General features: G+C 40.4%; 14 protein-coding genes. 9 read left to right on the forward strand and 5 right to left on the reverse strand.

Translation table 11 applies throughout. The features are described from left to right. Positions 1 to 12: 12 nt before the first annotated feature. From ACST13_RS01280 to miaA, 3 genes are all read left to right on the forward strand, one after another. A complete protein-coding gene (locus ACST13_RS01280; protein WP_459521408.1) occupies positions 13 to 492 on the forward strand; it encodes a hypothetical protein in 480 nt (159 codons plus the stop codon). Between the two features lie 76 nt (positions 493 to 568). After that, complete coding sequence (locus tag ACST13_RS01285; protein ID WP_459521409.1) at positions 569 to 1,876, forward strand: DEAD/DEAH box helicase; 1,308 nt, start codon at positions 569 to 571, stop codon at positions 1,874 to 1,876. Positions 1,877 to 1,879: 3 nt separating this feature from the next. Next, the gene (miaA, locus tag ACST13_RS01290) at positions 1,880 to 2,785 is read left to right on the forward strand and encodes a tRNA (adenosine(37)-N6)-dimethylallyltransferase MiaA (protein WP_459521410.1); all 906 of its coding nucleotides are present in this window, start codon (positions 1,880 to 1,882) and stop codon (positions 2,783 to 2,785) included. On the opposite strand, the gene ACST13_RS01295 is transcribed toward miaA, so the two are convergent. From ACST13_RS01295 to ACST13_RS01315, 5 genes are all read right to left on the reverse strand, one after another. After that, positions 2,774 to 3,046 carry a rhodanese-like domain-containing protein gene (locus ACST13_RS01295; protein WP_459521411.1) on the reverse strand — a complete coding sequence of 91 codons (273 nt, stop codon included), beginning with the start codon at positions 3,044 to 3,046 and terminating at the stop codon, positions 2,774 to 2,776. The genes miaA and ACST13_RS01295 overlap by 12 nt on opposite strands. Before the next feature lies 1 nt (position 3,047). Beyond that, a complete protein-coding gene (locus ACST13_RS01300; RefSeq protein ID WP_459521412.1) occupies positions 3,048 to 3,347 on the reverse strand; it encodes a rhodanese-like domain-containing protein in 300 nt (99 codons plus the stop codon). Between the two features lies 1 nt (position 3,348). Beyond that, complete coding sequence (locus ACST13_RS01305; protein WP_459521413.1) at positions 3,349 to 4,122, reverse strand: PASTA domain-containing protein; 774 nt, start codon at positions 4,120 to 4,122, stop codon at positions 3,349 to 3,351. Between the two features lie 286 nt (positions 4,123 to 4,408). Beyond that, complete coding sequence (locus tag ACST13_RS01310; RefSeq protein WP_459521414.1) at positions 4,409 to 5,734, reverse strand: Gfo/Idh/MocA family protein; 1,326 nt, start codon at positions 5,732 to 5,734, stop codon at positions 4,409 to 4,411. Between the two features lie 8 nt (positions 5,735 to 5,742). Next, complete coding sequence (locus tag ACST13_RS01315) at positions 5,743 to 7,110, reverse strand: 3-keto-disaccharide hydrolase (protein WP_459521415.1); 1,368 nt, start codon at positions 7,108 to 7,110, stop codon at positions 5,743 to 5,745. Between the two features lie 164 nt (positions 7,111 to 7,274). Between ACST13_RS01315 and ACST13_RS01320 the strand changes: the two genes are divergently transcribed. Genes ACST13_RS01320 through ACST13_RS01345 form a run of 6 tightly spaced genes read left to right on the forward strand, consistent with a single transcriptional unit; the run spans position 7,275 to position 15,052 of the window. Further along, entirely contained in the window at positions 7,275 to 8,441 is a 1,167-nt protein-coding gene (locus ACST13_RS01320) for a trans-sulfuration enzyme family protein (RefSeq protein ID WP_459521416.1), read from the forward strand. Further along, complete coding sequence (locus ACST13_RS01325; protein WP_459521417.1) at positions 8,441 to 9,529, forward strand: complex I subunit 1/NuoH family protein; 1,089 nt, start codon at positions 8,441 to 8,443, stop codon at positions 9,527 to 9,529. Before ACST13_RS01320 ends, ACST13_RS01325 begins: the two co-directional genes overlap by 1 nt. A gap of 56 nt (positions 9,530 to 9,585) precedes the next feature. Then, positions 9,586 to 11,991: a TonB-dependent receptor gene (locus tag ACST13_RS01330; protein ID WP_459521418.1), complete on the forward strand. Its 2,406-nt coding sequence runs from the start codon at positions 9,586 to 9,588 to the stop codon at positions 11,989 to 11,991. 1 nt (position 11,992) lies between these two features. Then, on the forward strand, positions 11,993 to 13,141 hold the full coding sequence (locus tag ACST13_RS01335) for a DUF4249 domain-containing protein (RefSeq protein ID WP_459521419.1): 1,149 nt from the start codon (positions 11,993 to 11,995) through the stop codon (positions 13,139 to 13,141). A gap of 35 nt (positions 13,142 to 13,176) precedes the next feature. Next, positions 13,177 to 14,187 carry a ferrochelatase gene (gene hemH / locus ACST13_RS01340; protein ID WP_459521420.1) on the forward strand — a complete coding sequence of 337 codons (1,011 nt, stop codon included), beginning with the start codon at positions 13,177 to 13,179 and terminating at the stop codon, positions 14,185 to 14,187. A gap of 1 nt (position 14,188) precedes the next feature. Next, on the forward strand, positions 14,189 to 15,052 hold the full coding sequence (locus ACST13_RS01345) for an EamA/RhaT family transporter (RefSeq protein ID WP_459521421.1): 864 nt from the start codon (positions 14,189 to 14,191) through the stop codon (positions 15,050 to 15,052). Positions 15,053 to 15,090 lie beyond the last annotated feature (38 nt).

The following is a 15,090-nucleotide window of genomic DNA, read 5'->3' on the forward strand; positions in this document are numbered from 1 at the left end:
ATTATCTTGCCTATGTTTAGCGAAACGCAACGTTTTACCCAATGGTGGTTATGGCTAGTTTTACTAGTTTCATGGGGCGCTTTGATTTATGCATTAGCCACAGAGCCACCTCAATCAACGCTATCATATATCATCTCTTATGGTTTAGGATTGTTATTGCCGCTTTTGTTTTGTCAAATGAAATTAAAGACTCGCATCGAAGCTGAAGGTATTTATGTGCGCTTTTTTCCCTTTCATTTTAGAGAGAAATTTTATGCATGGGATTCTATTTCAGCTTGTTACGTTCGTGACTACAGTCCATTGAAGGAATATGGCGGCTGGGGTATTAAATACAGCTTTAACGGGAATGGGCTTGTCTATAATGTGGCCGGAAGCGTAGGCTTACAATTGAATTTTAAGGAGGGAGAACCTGTATTAATCGGGACCCAAAAAGGGGAGGAGATCAAGGCCAAATTAGTCGAGATGAGACGTTTAATCGAATCTGTTAAATAAAAGGCGTATCTTTGCGCCACATTATGAGGATGTTTGTTATTATTTCATTGCTCATAACACATCTTTATACAGTAATATGTCATTCGAATCATTGCACCTCATTGAGCCTATTTTAAAGGCGCTCAAAGAAGAGGGTTATAGTAATCCAACCCCCATTCAAGCTCAATCTATTCCTATCGTCCTTCGTGGTACCGATTTATTAGGTTGTGCTCAAACAGGAACTGGTAAAACAGCAGCTTTTACGCTGCCCATCATTCAACTTTTAGAGGAGAATAAATCCTTCCAAAAAAATAAGAAAGTTCGTGCCCTAATCGTTACGCCTACGCGTGAATTAGCGATTCAGATAGGCGAAAGTTTCCGTGCGTATGCGCGTCATACGGACTTGAAATATGCGGTTATTTTTGGAGGAGTAGGCCAAAGTCCCCAAGTTTCTGCCATCCGCAGCGGTGCTGATGTGGTGATCGCGACGCCAGGGCGTCTTTTGGACCTAATGAACCAACGTTTATTATCTATTGCAGACGTAGAATACTTCGTATTAGACGAAGCGGATCGTATGTTAGATATGGGTTTCATTCATGATGTGAAGAAACTATTAGCGGCCTTGCCACACAAACGCCAGTCGCTATTCTTCTCAGCTACGATGCCCCCGGAAATTGTTAAATTATCCGCAAGTATCTTGCGTAATCCAGCTTCTGTATCCGTTACCCCCGTTTCTTCCACAGTCGAAATTATCAATCAATCCGTTTATTTCGTTGATAAAGGAAATAAGAATGATCTTTTATTAGACATTTTGCAGGACACGGCGATTAAAACGGCCTTAGTCTTTACCCGTACTAAACACGGCGCAGACAAAGTGGTGAAAGTCTTATTAAAAGCAAGCATCAGAGCAGAGGCGATTCACGGTAATAAGTCTCAAAATGCCCGCCAAAGCGCCCTTAAAAACTTCAAAGCTCAAACCACTCGCGTACTTGTCGCAACCGACATCGCTGCTCGTGGAATTGATATAGATGAATTAGAATACGTGATCAATTTCGAATTATCGAACATCGCTGAAACCTATGTTCACAGAATTGGTCGTACAGGCCGTGCTGGAGCTAAAGGTGCTGCAATTTCGTTCTGTGATATTGAGGAGAAAGCCTATTTGAAAGACATTGAGAAATTAATCGGGAAAAAGATTCCAGTAGTGGAAGCTCATAAATACCCAATGCGGGTATTACATGTCGAAAAAGCGGCAAAAAAACCTCAAGGTCCACCACGTAATAGTGGCGGTGGAAACGGTGCTCCACGCTCAGGCGCTCCTGCAGCTGCTGACGCAAAGCCTGCTCGCTCTTTTGATAAAGCGAGTGCTGGTCGTAAATGGTATGGTAAGAAAAATACCTATTAATCTTTGAAGCTATCTAAAAAAATATTGCTCGTCATCGTAGGTCCCACGGCAGTCGGAAAGACTGCGCTTTGTGTTGATTTAGCAAAGCACCTACAGACGGACATTATTTCGGCGGATTCCCGTCAATTTTATCGCGAACTTTCTATTGGAACTGCTAAGCCATCTGCTGAAGAGCAGGGTGGAGTAAAACATCATTTTATTGATTCTCATTCCGTGGAGGAGTATTTTTCTCCAGGGGATTTCGAACGTGAATCAACAAAGCTATTAAATACCTTGTTTAAAAAGCAGGATATTGTTATCGCCACCGGAGGTTCAGGCTTGTATATAAAGGCTTTAATGGAAGGTTTGGATGAGATGCCAGAGGCAGATTTAGTCTTGCGTGAAAACCTGAATGCTCGCCTTAAATCGGACGGCTTATGGGCATTATTTTCTGAACTGAAGACATTAGATCCAGATTATGCAGCTAAGGTAGATTCCAAAAATCCGCAACGCGTAGTTCGCGCCCTAGAGGTTTGTTTGTCTACAGGAAAGCCGTACTCAGAATTTCGTTTGGCTACAAAACCCGAAAGACCTTTTCAAGTCATCAAGATTTGTCTAGAACGCCCTCGCGAAGAATTATATACCCGGATTGATCAAAGAATGGATCAAATGTTAGCGAAGGGGTTGATGGAGGAAGCGAAGGCTTTTGAGGATAAGCAACATTTATATGCATTGAAAACCCTAGGCTACAAGGAAATTTACGGTTTTCTTCGGGGTGAATACGATGAAGCGGAAATGATTCGTTTGTTAAAGCGAAATAACCGACACTATGCGAAGAAGCAAATGACTTGGTTTAGAAACCAAGATGAGTTTAGCTATTTGCATCCTTCGAATGCCTTTGTGGAAATTTTAAAAAGATTAGAGGCTTAAATAAGCTTCCAATCCGCCTTCAAGGTGATCGACATTGGTAAAACCTTTGGCCTTCATCAGACGCAAGGCAATCAGACTCTGCGCTCCATTATAGCAGATAATCACCCAGCTTTTTTCCTTTGAAATTTCATCCATTTTCTCCAAAAGAGAATCCAATGGAACGTGAAAACCTCCTAGACTTAATTCATCCCATTCCCTGGGAGTCCTTATATCTAGGAGGTTTAATTGATTTAATTCTTGCTTGAATTGCGTCGCAATCATGTTAATAACCCGCTGCTTGCCACGCCACCATGCCGCCTAATACATTGCGTACATTTGCGTAGCCTTCCGCTGTCAAATAGTCTTTTGCACGTCCAGAACGAGCTCCTGAGCGGCAATGGATTAAAATTTCTTCGTTTTTCAAATGAGCCATTTCATCTAAACGATCTGGCAATTCACCTAAAGGAATTAATATAGCTCCGATATTGAATTCATCAAACTCATATTCTTCGCGCACATCAAACAGATGCAAGGCTTCGCCCTTATCCATTCGCTCTTTTAATTCTTCGATTGTAATATCCATATTATTGATTATTTCCGTCACCTACCACCCAAACATCTATCGTATCACCCGGATGAATACTCGTTCCATCACAAGTCGCACAGGTTTGTTTGAATACGGTTCCTGCTTCTAAATCACTATTGGCCTCATAAGTCACACGGCCTAATTTTAAATTCATCCCCGCTAAAATAATAGAAACCTCATCGATAGGTTTTCCGATCAAATCCGGTAATTCAATTTCCGCATCGGCCGTTCCATTTCCGATATATAAATCGACCTCGGTTCCCTTAGGTATACTATTCCCAGCCATTATTTTACGTCCCAAAGCCTGCATGTCAATCACCTCTTTCAATCGCGGATCATTAACCTGATGCACAATCCCTTTTTTCAATCCCGCAATAACCAATTGCTGTTCCGCACTTCTCACCGATAGCCCAATTAGATTAGGCATGGGGATCGTAGGGGGAGTTTCTGAATTAATGGTAATATATATTTTACGTCCTGATTTGACCAAAGCATTAGGCAATGGATACTGTGACAAAATAGTCAAAGGGGGCTTATTAGCTACAAAAGTGCAGTCTGAGATCTCGTATTCGAGGTTATTCGCATCAACCGATTCCTCCATCTTATCCATCGTCATACCTTTTAAATTAGGTACTTTAATAGTTTCCCCATGGTGTGTACTCCAAGGTAAATAGACGAAAAAGAAACCAAAAAATAGCACTAAAAACAACGTCACCAGAATGGCTAGGTGTAGGTAAAAGTCCTTTTTTGATTTAGTTGAAATAATTGCCATGGAGCGAGAAATCTTATATAGTGCAATTTACAAAATCTTATTAAAGCATAAAGCATAAAGCATAAAGAATAAAGTCAGTAATGAAGTATCATAACCTAGCATTTAAATAAATCGCCTAAAAGGGGGCTTTAGCCTACTTTTGATTCCAATTTTATTATTTCTTCTCTCTACTCTATTATCTATACTTTGTAATCTCAACTCTGAAAAACAAAAAAGGGGCTTGCGCCCCAATTTTGTCCAATGATTACTGTTTACTGTCCACTGACTACTGTTTACTGTCCACTGACTAATACTTAAAAACCTTATCCCCCGCCATTACCTCTTGCGTTTTCTCGTCAAAAGTAACACGTTGTCCCGTGCGATATGCTGCATTTGACATGATAGTTGCGATAGAGTGTTGGTATCCAGCCTCGATAGGAGCATTAGGAGTTTTGCGAGAACGAACGCATTCCATCCAGTTTTTCACGTGGTTGAAAGTTAAAATATCTCCTCCTGTATCTGCATCTGTAGCCACTTTTGCACCTTCAATTTTCATCGTAGGTAATAAGTTCGCTTGTAAGCCCATTGCTTTTGCCTCGCGCTCACGAAGTCCCCCGTTTGGAGAAATTGTGTTCGTGTCTAAGTTTAATTCACCGCCGTTTGAGTAGTAAATTTCTTTTGTACCGCCAGCTGAGTTAGAGAAGCGGGAGGTGAATTGAACCTGGAATCCCTTAGTTCCTTTGCCATAATCCATTACCACTGTCATTGTATCTGCATTAACACGACCGTCATTCCATTGGTAGATTCCACCATTCGCTACGACTGAATTTGGGTGAGAAAGACCTGAGAACCAGTGAACGGTATCGATTTGGTGCGACATCCATTGTCCTGCAATTCCAGAAGAATATGGCCAAAATAGGCGGTATTCTAAATATTTACGAGGATCAAATTTGTCAGCTGGGCGGTTCATCAAGAAGCGCTTCCAGTCAATATCTGATTCTTTTAAAATGCTCGTTAATTCAGGACGTCTCCAGCGAGCTGGCTGATTTACGTTCCACATTAATTCCACCATTTTGATGTCACCGAATTTACCCGATTTAATGAATTCGTCGGCTGCCCAATAGTTCTCGCCTGAACGACGTTGTGACCCGATTTGAACCACTTTTCCGGAATCTTTCACTGCCTTTAAAACAGCGCGGTTATCTTCCATCGTTTCGGCTAATGGCTTTTCGGTATAGGTATCGCAACCTGCTTTTACTGCCTCGATGGTGTGTAATGCGTGTTGGAAATCCGCTGTGGATATGAAAACGGCATCGATTCCTTTAGCAGCATACAATTCATCATTGTTTCTGTAAGTTTGGATAGATCCGCCTAATTCTTTCTCTAAATAGGCTTTTCCTTCATCTCTACGGCGATTCCATAAATCTGAAAGTGCGACCATTTCAAAGTTCATTTGTTTCGCTAAAGCCTTGAATGGCGGTACATGTGATGCCCGGTGGCGATCTGAAAAACCGACACAAGCTACACGAACGCGGTCATTTGCGCCTAAAATCTTGCTATAAGACTTTGGACTAAATGCTAAAGTTCCTAGGGAAGCTAAAGCACCTTTGTGGATAAATTCTCTTCTTTCCATTGTTTGGTTTAGTTAATTTCTCTGATTTTGATGTTTTTGTAGAAGACGGAATCTCCGTGCTCTTGGAATAAGATGGCGCCTGAATCTTGTGCGCCAAAACCTGGCCATACTTTATGCTTGCTATGAGCCACTAATACATTGAAAATATTGCTCTTACGTTCGTATTCAATTACTTTAAAGCCATTTAACCAATGCTGAACTATGTTATTAGGGTATACGATAACACGTGCATTGTTCCATTCGCCTATTTTACGTTGGAAGCGTCCGTCTAATTTTTTAGATGGAATGATGTCATATAAACTCGCTAGCGTTCTATTTCCCACCGTTCCTAATTTTGCATCCGGGTGTTTTGCGTCATCTAACACTTGGTATTCTAAACCGATAGCTGACATGCCTGAATTATAGGATTCGTTGACGAAATACTTTACACCCGAATTTGCACCTTCCGTTAATTTAAAATCAAAGGTTAATTCGAAAGCACCGAATTTGTCATTCGTTAGAATATCGCCTCCATTCCCTGATTCTTTTCCACCTGAACTATTTACGTGAAGTGTTCCGTCTTCCACCGTCCAAACAGAGGGAGGAGCTGTTGTCTTAAATGCAGAACGGAAGCCTGTTAAGTCTTTTCCGTTAAACAATAAGCGGAATCCTTGTGCATTCTCCTGTGGAGAAATAGTGTTTAATAGATAATTGTCTACGACTACTTTGTTGTCCAAAGGACGTGCTTGCATATCTTTTCCCGTTTGAATTCGGATGTTTTTCCACATCACCTGCATTCCCGGTTTCATGTCTGCATAAATCGCGTGCACTTGGAAGGCAATGAAACCTTTGGCCGTCATATCATCGACTAAATAGGATACAGGAACCTCGTTTATCCAAGTGCGAATCGTAGTTCCGATTGCCTCGACGCGATAATGGTTCCAAACATCCCCTAATTTAAAGGCTTTCTTAGCCTCTGGTTTTAGTTCGTTTTGGGCTAACCAACCACGTCTTGATTCATCATAAATTCCACCTGACCATCCTCTAACTGATGGATCGATTTCTGCTTGGTAACCATGCACACGACCATTTTGGTATTCAGGAATAGAAAGGCTTCTGAATTGAACGCCTGAATTCATTTTATTATCCACTTTTACATCGAATTCAAGGATAAAATCGCCGTATTCTTGTTCGGTGGCCATAAAGGAATTAGGTGTGTTCGCTACGGTAGTTCCTACCATTACGCCGTCTTTTACTTCATATTTGGCTTGCCCATTCAATTGCTTGAACCCTTTGAAGGTTTTTCCATCGAAAAGGCTGGTCCATTTTTGAGTCTGCGCCTGTAGTGATCCCATCACTAAAAACAAGCTCAAAAAAGGTATAATCAATTTTTTCATAGTTTATTTTGTTTCATTAACAAGGCTTACATCTTCGAAATTTACTCAATTATCTTAAAATAATTTACTTTCTGTAGGGTGGATAATCAGGTCAGGAAAATAGTGCTACTGGGGAAGTATATTTACTAAGTATTCTATTAAATTTGTAGATTAAATTGAAGATTATGCAAAAACAGACCAAAGCCATTCGCATGCAAGCCGAAAAATCTCAAAATAGAGAGCACTCGGTTCCTTTATACCTTACTTCCAGTTTTACATTTGATGATGCGGAACAGGGTAGAGCGATTTTTGCTGAGGAGCAAGCAGGTAATATCTATTCCCGTTATATGAATCCTAATGTGGATGAATTTATGGCGAAGATGAATATGTTGGAAAATGCAGAGGATGGAATCGCTTTTTCTACCGGAATGGCAGCTATTTTCGCTTCCATGGCGGGTTTATTAAAGTCGGGGGATCACATCGTAGCATCGAATGCTTTATTTGGATCTTGTATTCAGATTTTGACCAAAATCACCTCTAAATGGGGAATCGAATGCACTTTCGTGCCTGGTGCAAATATAAACGCTTGGAAGGCGGCGATAAAACCGAATACGAAATTTTTATTCTGTGAATCCCCGTCTAATCCTGGTTTAGAGCTAATAGACTTAAAAGAATTAGCGGCCTTGAAAGAAGGTAAAGATTTAATTCTAGCGGTGGACAACTGTTTTGCAACGCCCATTTTACAAACTCCAATGGATTTAGGGGCAGATTTAGTGATTCACTCAGCGACTAAATACATCGATGGTCAAGGCCGTGTTTTAGGGGGCGTTATCTGTGGCAAAAAGGTCTACATCGATGAAATCCGTTTCTTTGCGCGCCATACGGGGCCATCCATGTCGCCATTTAATGCATGGATATTATCTAAAAGTTTGGAATTATTAGACTTAAGAATGCAGAAGCATTCTGAAAATGCGATGGCATTAGCGGAAGCTTTGGAAGGACATAAAGCCTTAGATCAAGTCAAATATCCTTTTTTAAAATCTCATCCACAATATGATTTAGCGAAACGTCAAATGAAGTACGGCGGAGGTATTCTAACTATTGATATTAAAGGAGGATTTGACAAGGTAAACGAATTCAGTAAATTATTGAAAATAGCTTCCATTTCTCCCAATTTAGGCGATTCTAGAACAATTATTACGCATCCAGCTTCGACAACCCATGCTAAAATATCTGCTGAGGATAAAGCGGCTTTAGGTATTACAGCAGGATTAGTTCGTGTAGCGGTGGGTTTAGAGTCGATCGAAGACTTAAAAGCTGATTTCATTCAAGCCCTTAATCAGATTAGCTAATGTGGATCGCGCTAATCGTTTGTTTGCTTTTGTTGACTGTGAATGTCGTGATTGGCGTTTATGTGGAGCGAAAGCTATCTGCTTTTATGCAGGATCGATTAGGGCCTATGGACGTAGGTAAATGGGGTTTATTGCAGGTTTTTGCAGATCTCTTGAAGCTATTCCAAAAAGAAGATATAGTTCCTGCAAACGCCCAAAAGCGCTTGTTTCTTTTAGCTCCCTGGATTATTTTCTTGTCCATTTTTGGCGCATTTGCAGTCATTCCCCTCAGTTCAGGCACTTTTTTGCAGGGTAGTCAAACTGAGATGGGAATCATGCTCTTCATGGGTATTGTTTCCTTAGATAGTTTAGGGATTTTGCTAGCCGGTTGGTCCTCTAATAACAAGTACTCTCTTTTAGGAGCCATTCGTTCCGCCGCCCAATTAGTTTCATACGAAATTCCTTTAGGTTTAACGATTTTATGTGTGGTGCTTATTTCCGGAAGCTTAAATTTACAGGACATCTCGTTGCAGCAAGGGATATTTACTTCAGAAACTCAATATCTATTCGGATTAAAAAGCTTAGGTATTGATGTGACACAGGCCGGAGGTTTCTTAAGCTGGAATGTAGTTCGAATGCCTTTATTCTTTTTCTTATTTATCATTTATTTCATCGCCTCTTTAGCAGAAGCTAATCGGGCTCCTTTCGATATACCGGAAGCTGAATCAGAGTTAGTCGGTGGATTTCATACCGAGTATGCTGGAATGCGCTGGGCACTTTTATTCCTGTCGGAATATGGCATGATGCTTTTAGTGAGTGTTTTAGGAGTTATTTTGTTCTGGGGATCCTGGTATTCTCCTTTTCCTAATATCGGAACTCTTCGCTTAGCCGATTGGACGAATGGAGAACCTGGGACTATTTATGCAACCGTGATGGGCTTTATTTGGATTATGATCAAATCATATTTGCTGATTGCTCTCCAAATGTGGATTCGATGGACGCTTCCCAGACTTCGTGTAGATCAACTCATGTATTTGTGCTGGAAGGTGCTGATCCCCTTTGCCCTGATTTTCGTCGCAATATCTGCGCTTTGGTCGCTTCTAATGTAAGGAATCTCCTTAATTTTTTGTTTATTTACACTATTGCGTTTGCAAACCTATATTCTATGATCAAACTCTTACCTGGAGTCCTTTGCCTTGGACTTTTATTTGTCCTTTCGCATCAAAGCATTGCACAAACCACATCCCTACCTTCTGTTTTCGGAAAAGTAATCGATGCTTCGACTGGTGAGCCTTTGAAAGGCGCTGATATTTCTGTGGACTTTAAAAAATCAGGGGTTAGAACTGATTCATTGGGTCAGTATAAAGTGTATTTGCCTTATGGCGAATGGGTCTTGAAGGTGAGTTATGTAGGCTATAATCCGTATCGTACGAAAATCTATATTAAAGCGAATACCGAATTAAATGTGGAGTTAAATAATGTAACGAAGCAATTAGAAGAAGTAATTGTGTCGAGTGCGGCGACGAGACGAGATATTCAGACACCTTCTTTAGGGGTCACCGTTCTAAGTTTGAAAGGAATCAAGAAATTACCTACTATGATGGGGGAGGTCGACGTGATTCGTAGTTTACAATCTCTTCCAGGTGTTTCTTCGGTAGGAGAGGGTGCAAATGGTTTGAATATTCGGGGTTCTAATGTAGACCAAAACCTAATCTACATTGATGATACACCTATTTTTAACCCAACGCACATGTTCGGGTTGTTTTCTGTTTTTGCTTCAGACGCCATTCGAGATTTAGAATTATATAAAGGGGGTGTTCCGTCCCGTTTTGGAGGTCGTACTGCCTCGGTTTTGGACATTAAGATGATCGAACCGAATACAGAAAAATTCAAAATGCAAGGTGGAATTGGCTTAGTTTCAAACCGGGTGATGGCTGAAATTCCGATCATTAAAGAGAAATTATCCATTTTAGTTGCAGGTCGTTTATCGGTGAATGACTTTATGTTCAAATGGTTTGCGCCTGATTATTTAAAAAACTTGCGGGCAAATTTTTCTGATATCGCGACGAAAATTTATTACCGTCCTAACACGAAAAATACCATTTCAATTTCCACTTATTTAAGTCACGATTACTATCGGGTAGATTCGCTATTCAGTATTGAGAATGTGATAGCGAAGCAAACGTCCTTTAATTATGGTCACTCTAATGCGGCGATCCATTGGAACCATTATTTCTCGCCTAAATTAAACATGATGGTGAGTGGATCTTTAACTAATTATTCGACTAAAACCTTTGCCCCTGATACGGTCAACACCATTGACCTGAAAAGCTCGATTTTGTACCGTAATATGACGGCAAGTTTTGATTACCAGCCGCGGGAGAATCATAAGATGAATTTTGGTGTAACAGGTACGCGTTATGATATTGACCCCGGTAATTTGAATGAGGGAGTTGTTTCTAGAGTGGCGACCGTTAAATTACCCTTAGAGCAATCCTATGAATTAGGCATCTTTGCCGATGACGAGTGGACCCTTAGTCCGAAATTTACCGTGCAAGCTGGTTTGCGTTATTCTCAATATTACCGGATGGGCGCTGGGTCCATTAATGAATATGTGCCAGGCCAAGTACCTTCTTTAAATTCCATTGTTAAAAAGACAACTTACGGTGATGGAGAAGTGATGGCTTCTTATGGTGGTTTTGAACCGCGCTTAACCATGAAGTATTCATTAGCTGAGAATACCACCATGAAATTTGGTTATAATCGTCAACAGCAATTCTTCCAATTATTATCAAATAATACAACGCCTTTACCTACCTCGCGATGGAAAACTGCTGATACTTTTATCAAACCTCAGCAAAGTGATTTCCTTTCTTTAGGCTTATTTAAAACCTTTAATGAAAATGTGTATGAGGCTTCAGTAGAAACTTATTACCGCAATGTGAGAAATACGTTGGACTTCGTTTCTGGAGCTAATTTACAATTGAATCCGAATATTGAAACCCAATTAATTACCGGTAAAAGCAAGGCTTATGGTATGGAATTAATGGTTCAAAAGAAGAAAGGGGAAGTGTCTGGATGGGTTTCTTATACCTATGCTCGTGCTTTCAACCAAATGATTGGAGATTATCCAGAAGTACAAGCAATTAATGGCGGAGAATGGTTTGCTACGAATTATGACAAGCCACATACCTTTAATATGATGTTGAACATTCAGCCTACGACGCACCATAGCTTCTCGTTCACTTTTGCTTATAACACAGGTCGCCCTTTCTCCTCTCCATCTGGATCGTATGAGATTGGTGGCAAGAAATTCCCGGTATTTGCGGAAAGAAACAATGACCGAATTCGGGATTACCATCGCCTAGATTTTTCTTGGACGATTAATAATCCTTCGATGCGCAAACAACGCTGGGAAGGAAGTTGGGTATTTACGATCTATAATTTATATGGTCGCCAAAATCCCTACTCGGTCTTCTTTAAGTCAACTAAGAATGGTTTGAGAGCTTATGAATTAAGTGTATTCGCCTCTCCATTTATCTCCCTTACCTATAATTTCAAATTCTTGTAATATGTCTTTATCTCTTAAAAATACAAGTTTTTACGTCTTACTCATTGGAATAGTGACTTGGGCTTGTGTGAATCCGATTAAGGATTTTGTGCAAATTGATGCCACCTCCTTCACGACCATCGAAGCTGATATTTCGGACGATGCACAATTGAGTAAGGTGCGTTTGACCAGTTCGTCGAATCGTTTGGTCTCACAATTATCACTTCCTATTTCAAAAGCAGTGGTGTATGTGACGGACCAAAGCGGTACAAAAACAAACTTTACGGAAGGAATTCCTTTAGGTACTTATTATCCTTCAGCCGGATTTAAAGGAGTGGTGGGTTCGACTTATAAGTTATATGTGAAGATGTTAACAGGTCAAACGTATGAAAGTACGGCTGAAACAATGAAAGGGGTGCCTGAAATAGAAAATGCAATTACACGTTTTGAGATCTTTGATCAATATTCTAAAGTAGATGTACGCCGTGCAGGATTTACCGTTTATTTGGATTTCAAGGATATGCCATCGGAGGGCGATTTTTATCTTTGGAACTGGAAAAATTATCGAAATGCAAGTTTTTGTGCGACTTGTACGGATGGAGGTAAATTTGATTTTAAAAAGCAAGATTGTGTTCAACCTAAATTTCCAACGGATGCCATCCTTAATTATATGTGTGACGGAAATTGTTGGGATATTAGTACCAATAATGATTTGAATGTTTTCTCCGATGTTTTAACGAATGGCCAAAGAGTTGTGGGCCGTCAAGTGGCTCGAATTCCATTCGATAATTGGACTCCTTATTATTTCCGATTAGAGCAACGCTCGATTACGAAAAATGCGTTTGCCTTCTATCAATCCTTAATCTCTCAAGTACAATCATCCGGATCCCTATTTGATGTGCCAGCTGAAACGCGTTTTAGCTTAAATATTAAATCATTAACTACACCTTCAGAGCGTGTATTGGGTATATTTAACGTATTTTCTGTGCGAAAGAAAATCTTTTATATCGATCGTAGAAAGAATATTCCAGTAGGAGAAGAGCCTATTATTTCCGTTATCCCGGGTGAAACTTATACCTGTCCGCCAGGATCGGTGGGATGCTTGGAAAAGGCGCCTTGTGTCGAATCGCCTATCAGAACAAAAATTACGCCGGAAGGTTGGGTATTCTAGTTTTTTAGGCACAAATTTGTGCTTTAATAAGAACTATGATCGGAGTTTTGTTAGTCAATCTGGGTACTCCAGATGATCCAGGTACACCTAGTGTACGTAAGTATTTACGCGAGTTTTTAATGGATGGTCGAGTAATTGATATTCCTTATCCATTTCGCTATCTGTTAGTCAATGGAATTATTGCTCCGTTTAGAGCACCTCAATCTGCGAAGATTTATAAAGAACTTTGGGAAGAGCGTGGATCTCCATTAAAATTCTATGGTGAAGATGGTTGCGCATCTCTGCAATCAACCTTAGGCGATGCCTATATGGTTCGTTTGGCGATGCGCTACCAAACTCCTGATTTAAAAACGGCTTTAGCAGAAATGAAAGCGGCGAATTTAAAGAAATTAATTGTCATCCCTTTCTTTCCTCAATACGCCTCTGCTACCACGGGTTCTATTTACGAACGCGTGATGGAATTAATGTCGGATTGGCAAATTATGCCTTCTTTATCGCTTGTGAGCTATTTTTACCAGCATCCGATTTTTGCCAAATACTTCGCAGATAAAGCAGCAAATTACCAAAAAGACGTCGACTTCGATTACTATTTATTCTCCTATCATGGAGTTCCCGAACGACACATTCGTAAAGGCGATATCACGAAGAATACTTGTGTGTTTGGTGCTTGTTGCGAGACCATCACGGAGAAGAATCACGGTTGCTACCGCGCTCAGTGCCATGAAACGACTCGTTTGATTGCTAAAGAGATGGGTTTGAAACCAGGAACCTTTGGGACCGCATTTCAAAGCCGTTTAGGACGCGATCCTTGGTTACAACCCTATACGGATGAAACCATCAAAAAGCTCGTAAAAGAAGGCAAGAAGAAGATATTAGCCTTCTCTCCAGCCTTTGTGGCAGATTGTCTAGAAACCACCATTGAAGTAGGTGAGGAGTACAAAGAATTATTCGAAGAAGCAGGTGGTGAGCACTGGCAATTAGTCGAAAGTTTGAATAATTCACCAGAATGGGTCGCTCTTTTAGAAGACCTCGTTAAGAAATCATAACATGCTTTATTTAATTTTAACCATTGTATTTTCAGTCTTATTACTGGTGAATTTTCGTGCCCACGCGAAATTTAACATAGATACACGCATTGCTATTTTATTGAATTACCCGGTCTGTTTTTTGACTGGCTACTTTCACCAAATGAATGCCATTCCCTTTCATTGGCCATCTGCAGGCTATTCCATGGGAATTATTGGAATTGGAATTGGTTTTGTGATCACATTTCTTTTGTCAGGATATTCTACCGTTAAGAATGGAATGGCGCCCACCTCCTTGGCTAATAATATTTCCTTGGTGATACCTGTTATGGTGAATCTCTTTATTTGGAAAACAGGAGGGGATGTTTCCATTCAGATTATTGCTGGGCTTTTATTATCCTTTGCTGCCATTTATTTCTGCAGCCCATCTGTTTCGGAATCCTTACAGAAACCAGTTATTTGGGCTTTAGTGGCTGTTTTTATCGCCTATGGCATCACCAATACGGCGTTTAATTACTTGAATGCGGCGATTGTTCAACAAGTAGGAGGTAGTATTTCTTTTACGTTGATGTTATTATTGGGTTCAATGGCAACGTCTGCTTTAGTTCTAGCGTATTGGACGTTTACTGGTGGAGTGACTTGGTCATTGCGTTCTGTTTTAGCCGCTATTCCTTTAGGCTTACCTAATTTCTTTTCGTTTTATTTCTTGTTAAAGGCATTGGATGCTTATCAACAAAACGGTGCCGTAGTTCTAACAATTTATAACCTTGGTGTGATTCTTTTGAGTGCCGTAACGGCCCTGATCTTCTTTAAAGAGAAATTGACAAATAAGCAGTGGGTAGGGATTGGGTTAGGGTGTGCGGGTATTGCGTTGATTATCTTATAAAGAATAAAGCATAGAGCAAAAAGAATAAAGTTTGTATA

The sequence above is a fragment of the Aquirufa sp. A-Brett2-W8 genome (assembly GCF_054558755.1).

What these genes read in the sequence shown, in the direction of transcription:
- ACST13_RS01280 (WP_459521408.1), top strand. Translation starts at nt 13, where the DNA reads ATGTTTAGCGAAACGCAACGTTTTACCCAATGGTGGTTATGGCTAGTT.
- ACST13_RS01285 (WP_459521409.1), top strand. Translation starts at nt 569, where the DNA reads ATGTCATTCGAATCATTGCACCTCATTGAGCCTATTTTAAAGGCGCTC.
- ACST13_RS01295 (WP_459521411.1), bottom strand. Translation starts at nt 3,046, where the DNA reads ATGATTGCGACGCAATTCAAGCAAGAATTAAATCAATTAAACCTCCTA.
- ACST13_RS01300 (WP_459521412.1), bottom strand. Translation starts at nt 3,347, where the DNA reads ATGGATATTACAATCGAAGAATTAAAAGAGCGAATGGATAAGGGCGAA.
- ACST13_RS01305 (WP_459521413.1), bottom strand. Translation starts at nt 4,122, where the DNA reads ATGGCAATTATTTCAACTAAATCAAAAAAGGACTTTTACCTACACCTA.
- ACST13_RS01310 (WP_459521414.1), bottom strand. Translation starts at nt 5,734, where the DNA reads ATGGAAAGAAGAGAATTTATCCACAAAGGTGCTTTAGCTTCCCTAGGA.
- ACST13_RS01315 (WP_459521415.1), bottom strand. Translation starts at nt 7,110, where the DNA reads ATGAAAAAATTGATTATACCTTTTTTGAGCTTGTTTTTAGTGATGGGA.
- ACST13_RS01320 (WP_459521416.1), top strand. Translation starts at nt 7,275, where the DNA reads ATGCAAAAACAGACCAAAGCCATTCGCATGCAAGCCGAAAAATCTCAA.
- ACST13_RS01325 (WP_459521417.1), top strand. Translation starts at nt 8,441, where the DNA reads ATGTGGATCGCGCTAATCGTTTGTTTGCTTTTGTTGACTGTGAATGTC.
- ACST13_RS01330 (WP_459521418.1), top strand. Translation starts at nt 9,586, where the DNA reads ATGATCAAACTCTTACCTGGAGTCCTTTGCCTTGGACTTTTATTTGTC.
- ACST13_RS01335 (WP_459521419.1), top strand. Translation starts at nt 11,993, where the DNA reads ATGTCTTTATCTCTTAAAAATACAAGTTTTTACGTCTTACTCATTGGA.
- hemH (WP_459521420.1), top strand. Translation starts at nt 13,177, where the DNA reads ATGATCGGAGTTTTGTTAGTCAATCTGGGTACTCCAGATGATCCAGGT.
- ACST13_RS01345 (WP_459521421.1), top strand. Translation starts at nt 14,189, where the DNA reads ATGCTTTATTTAATTTTAACCATTGTATTTTCAGTCTTATTACTGGTG.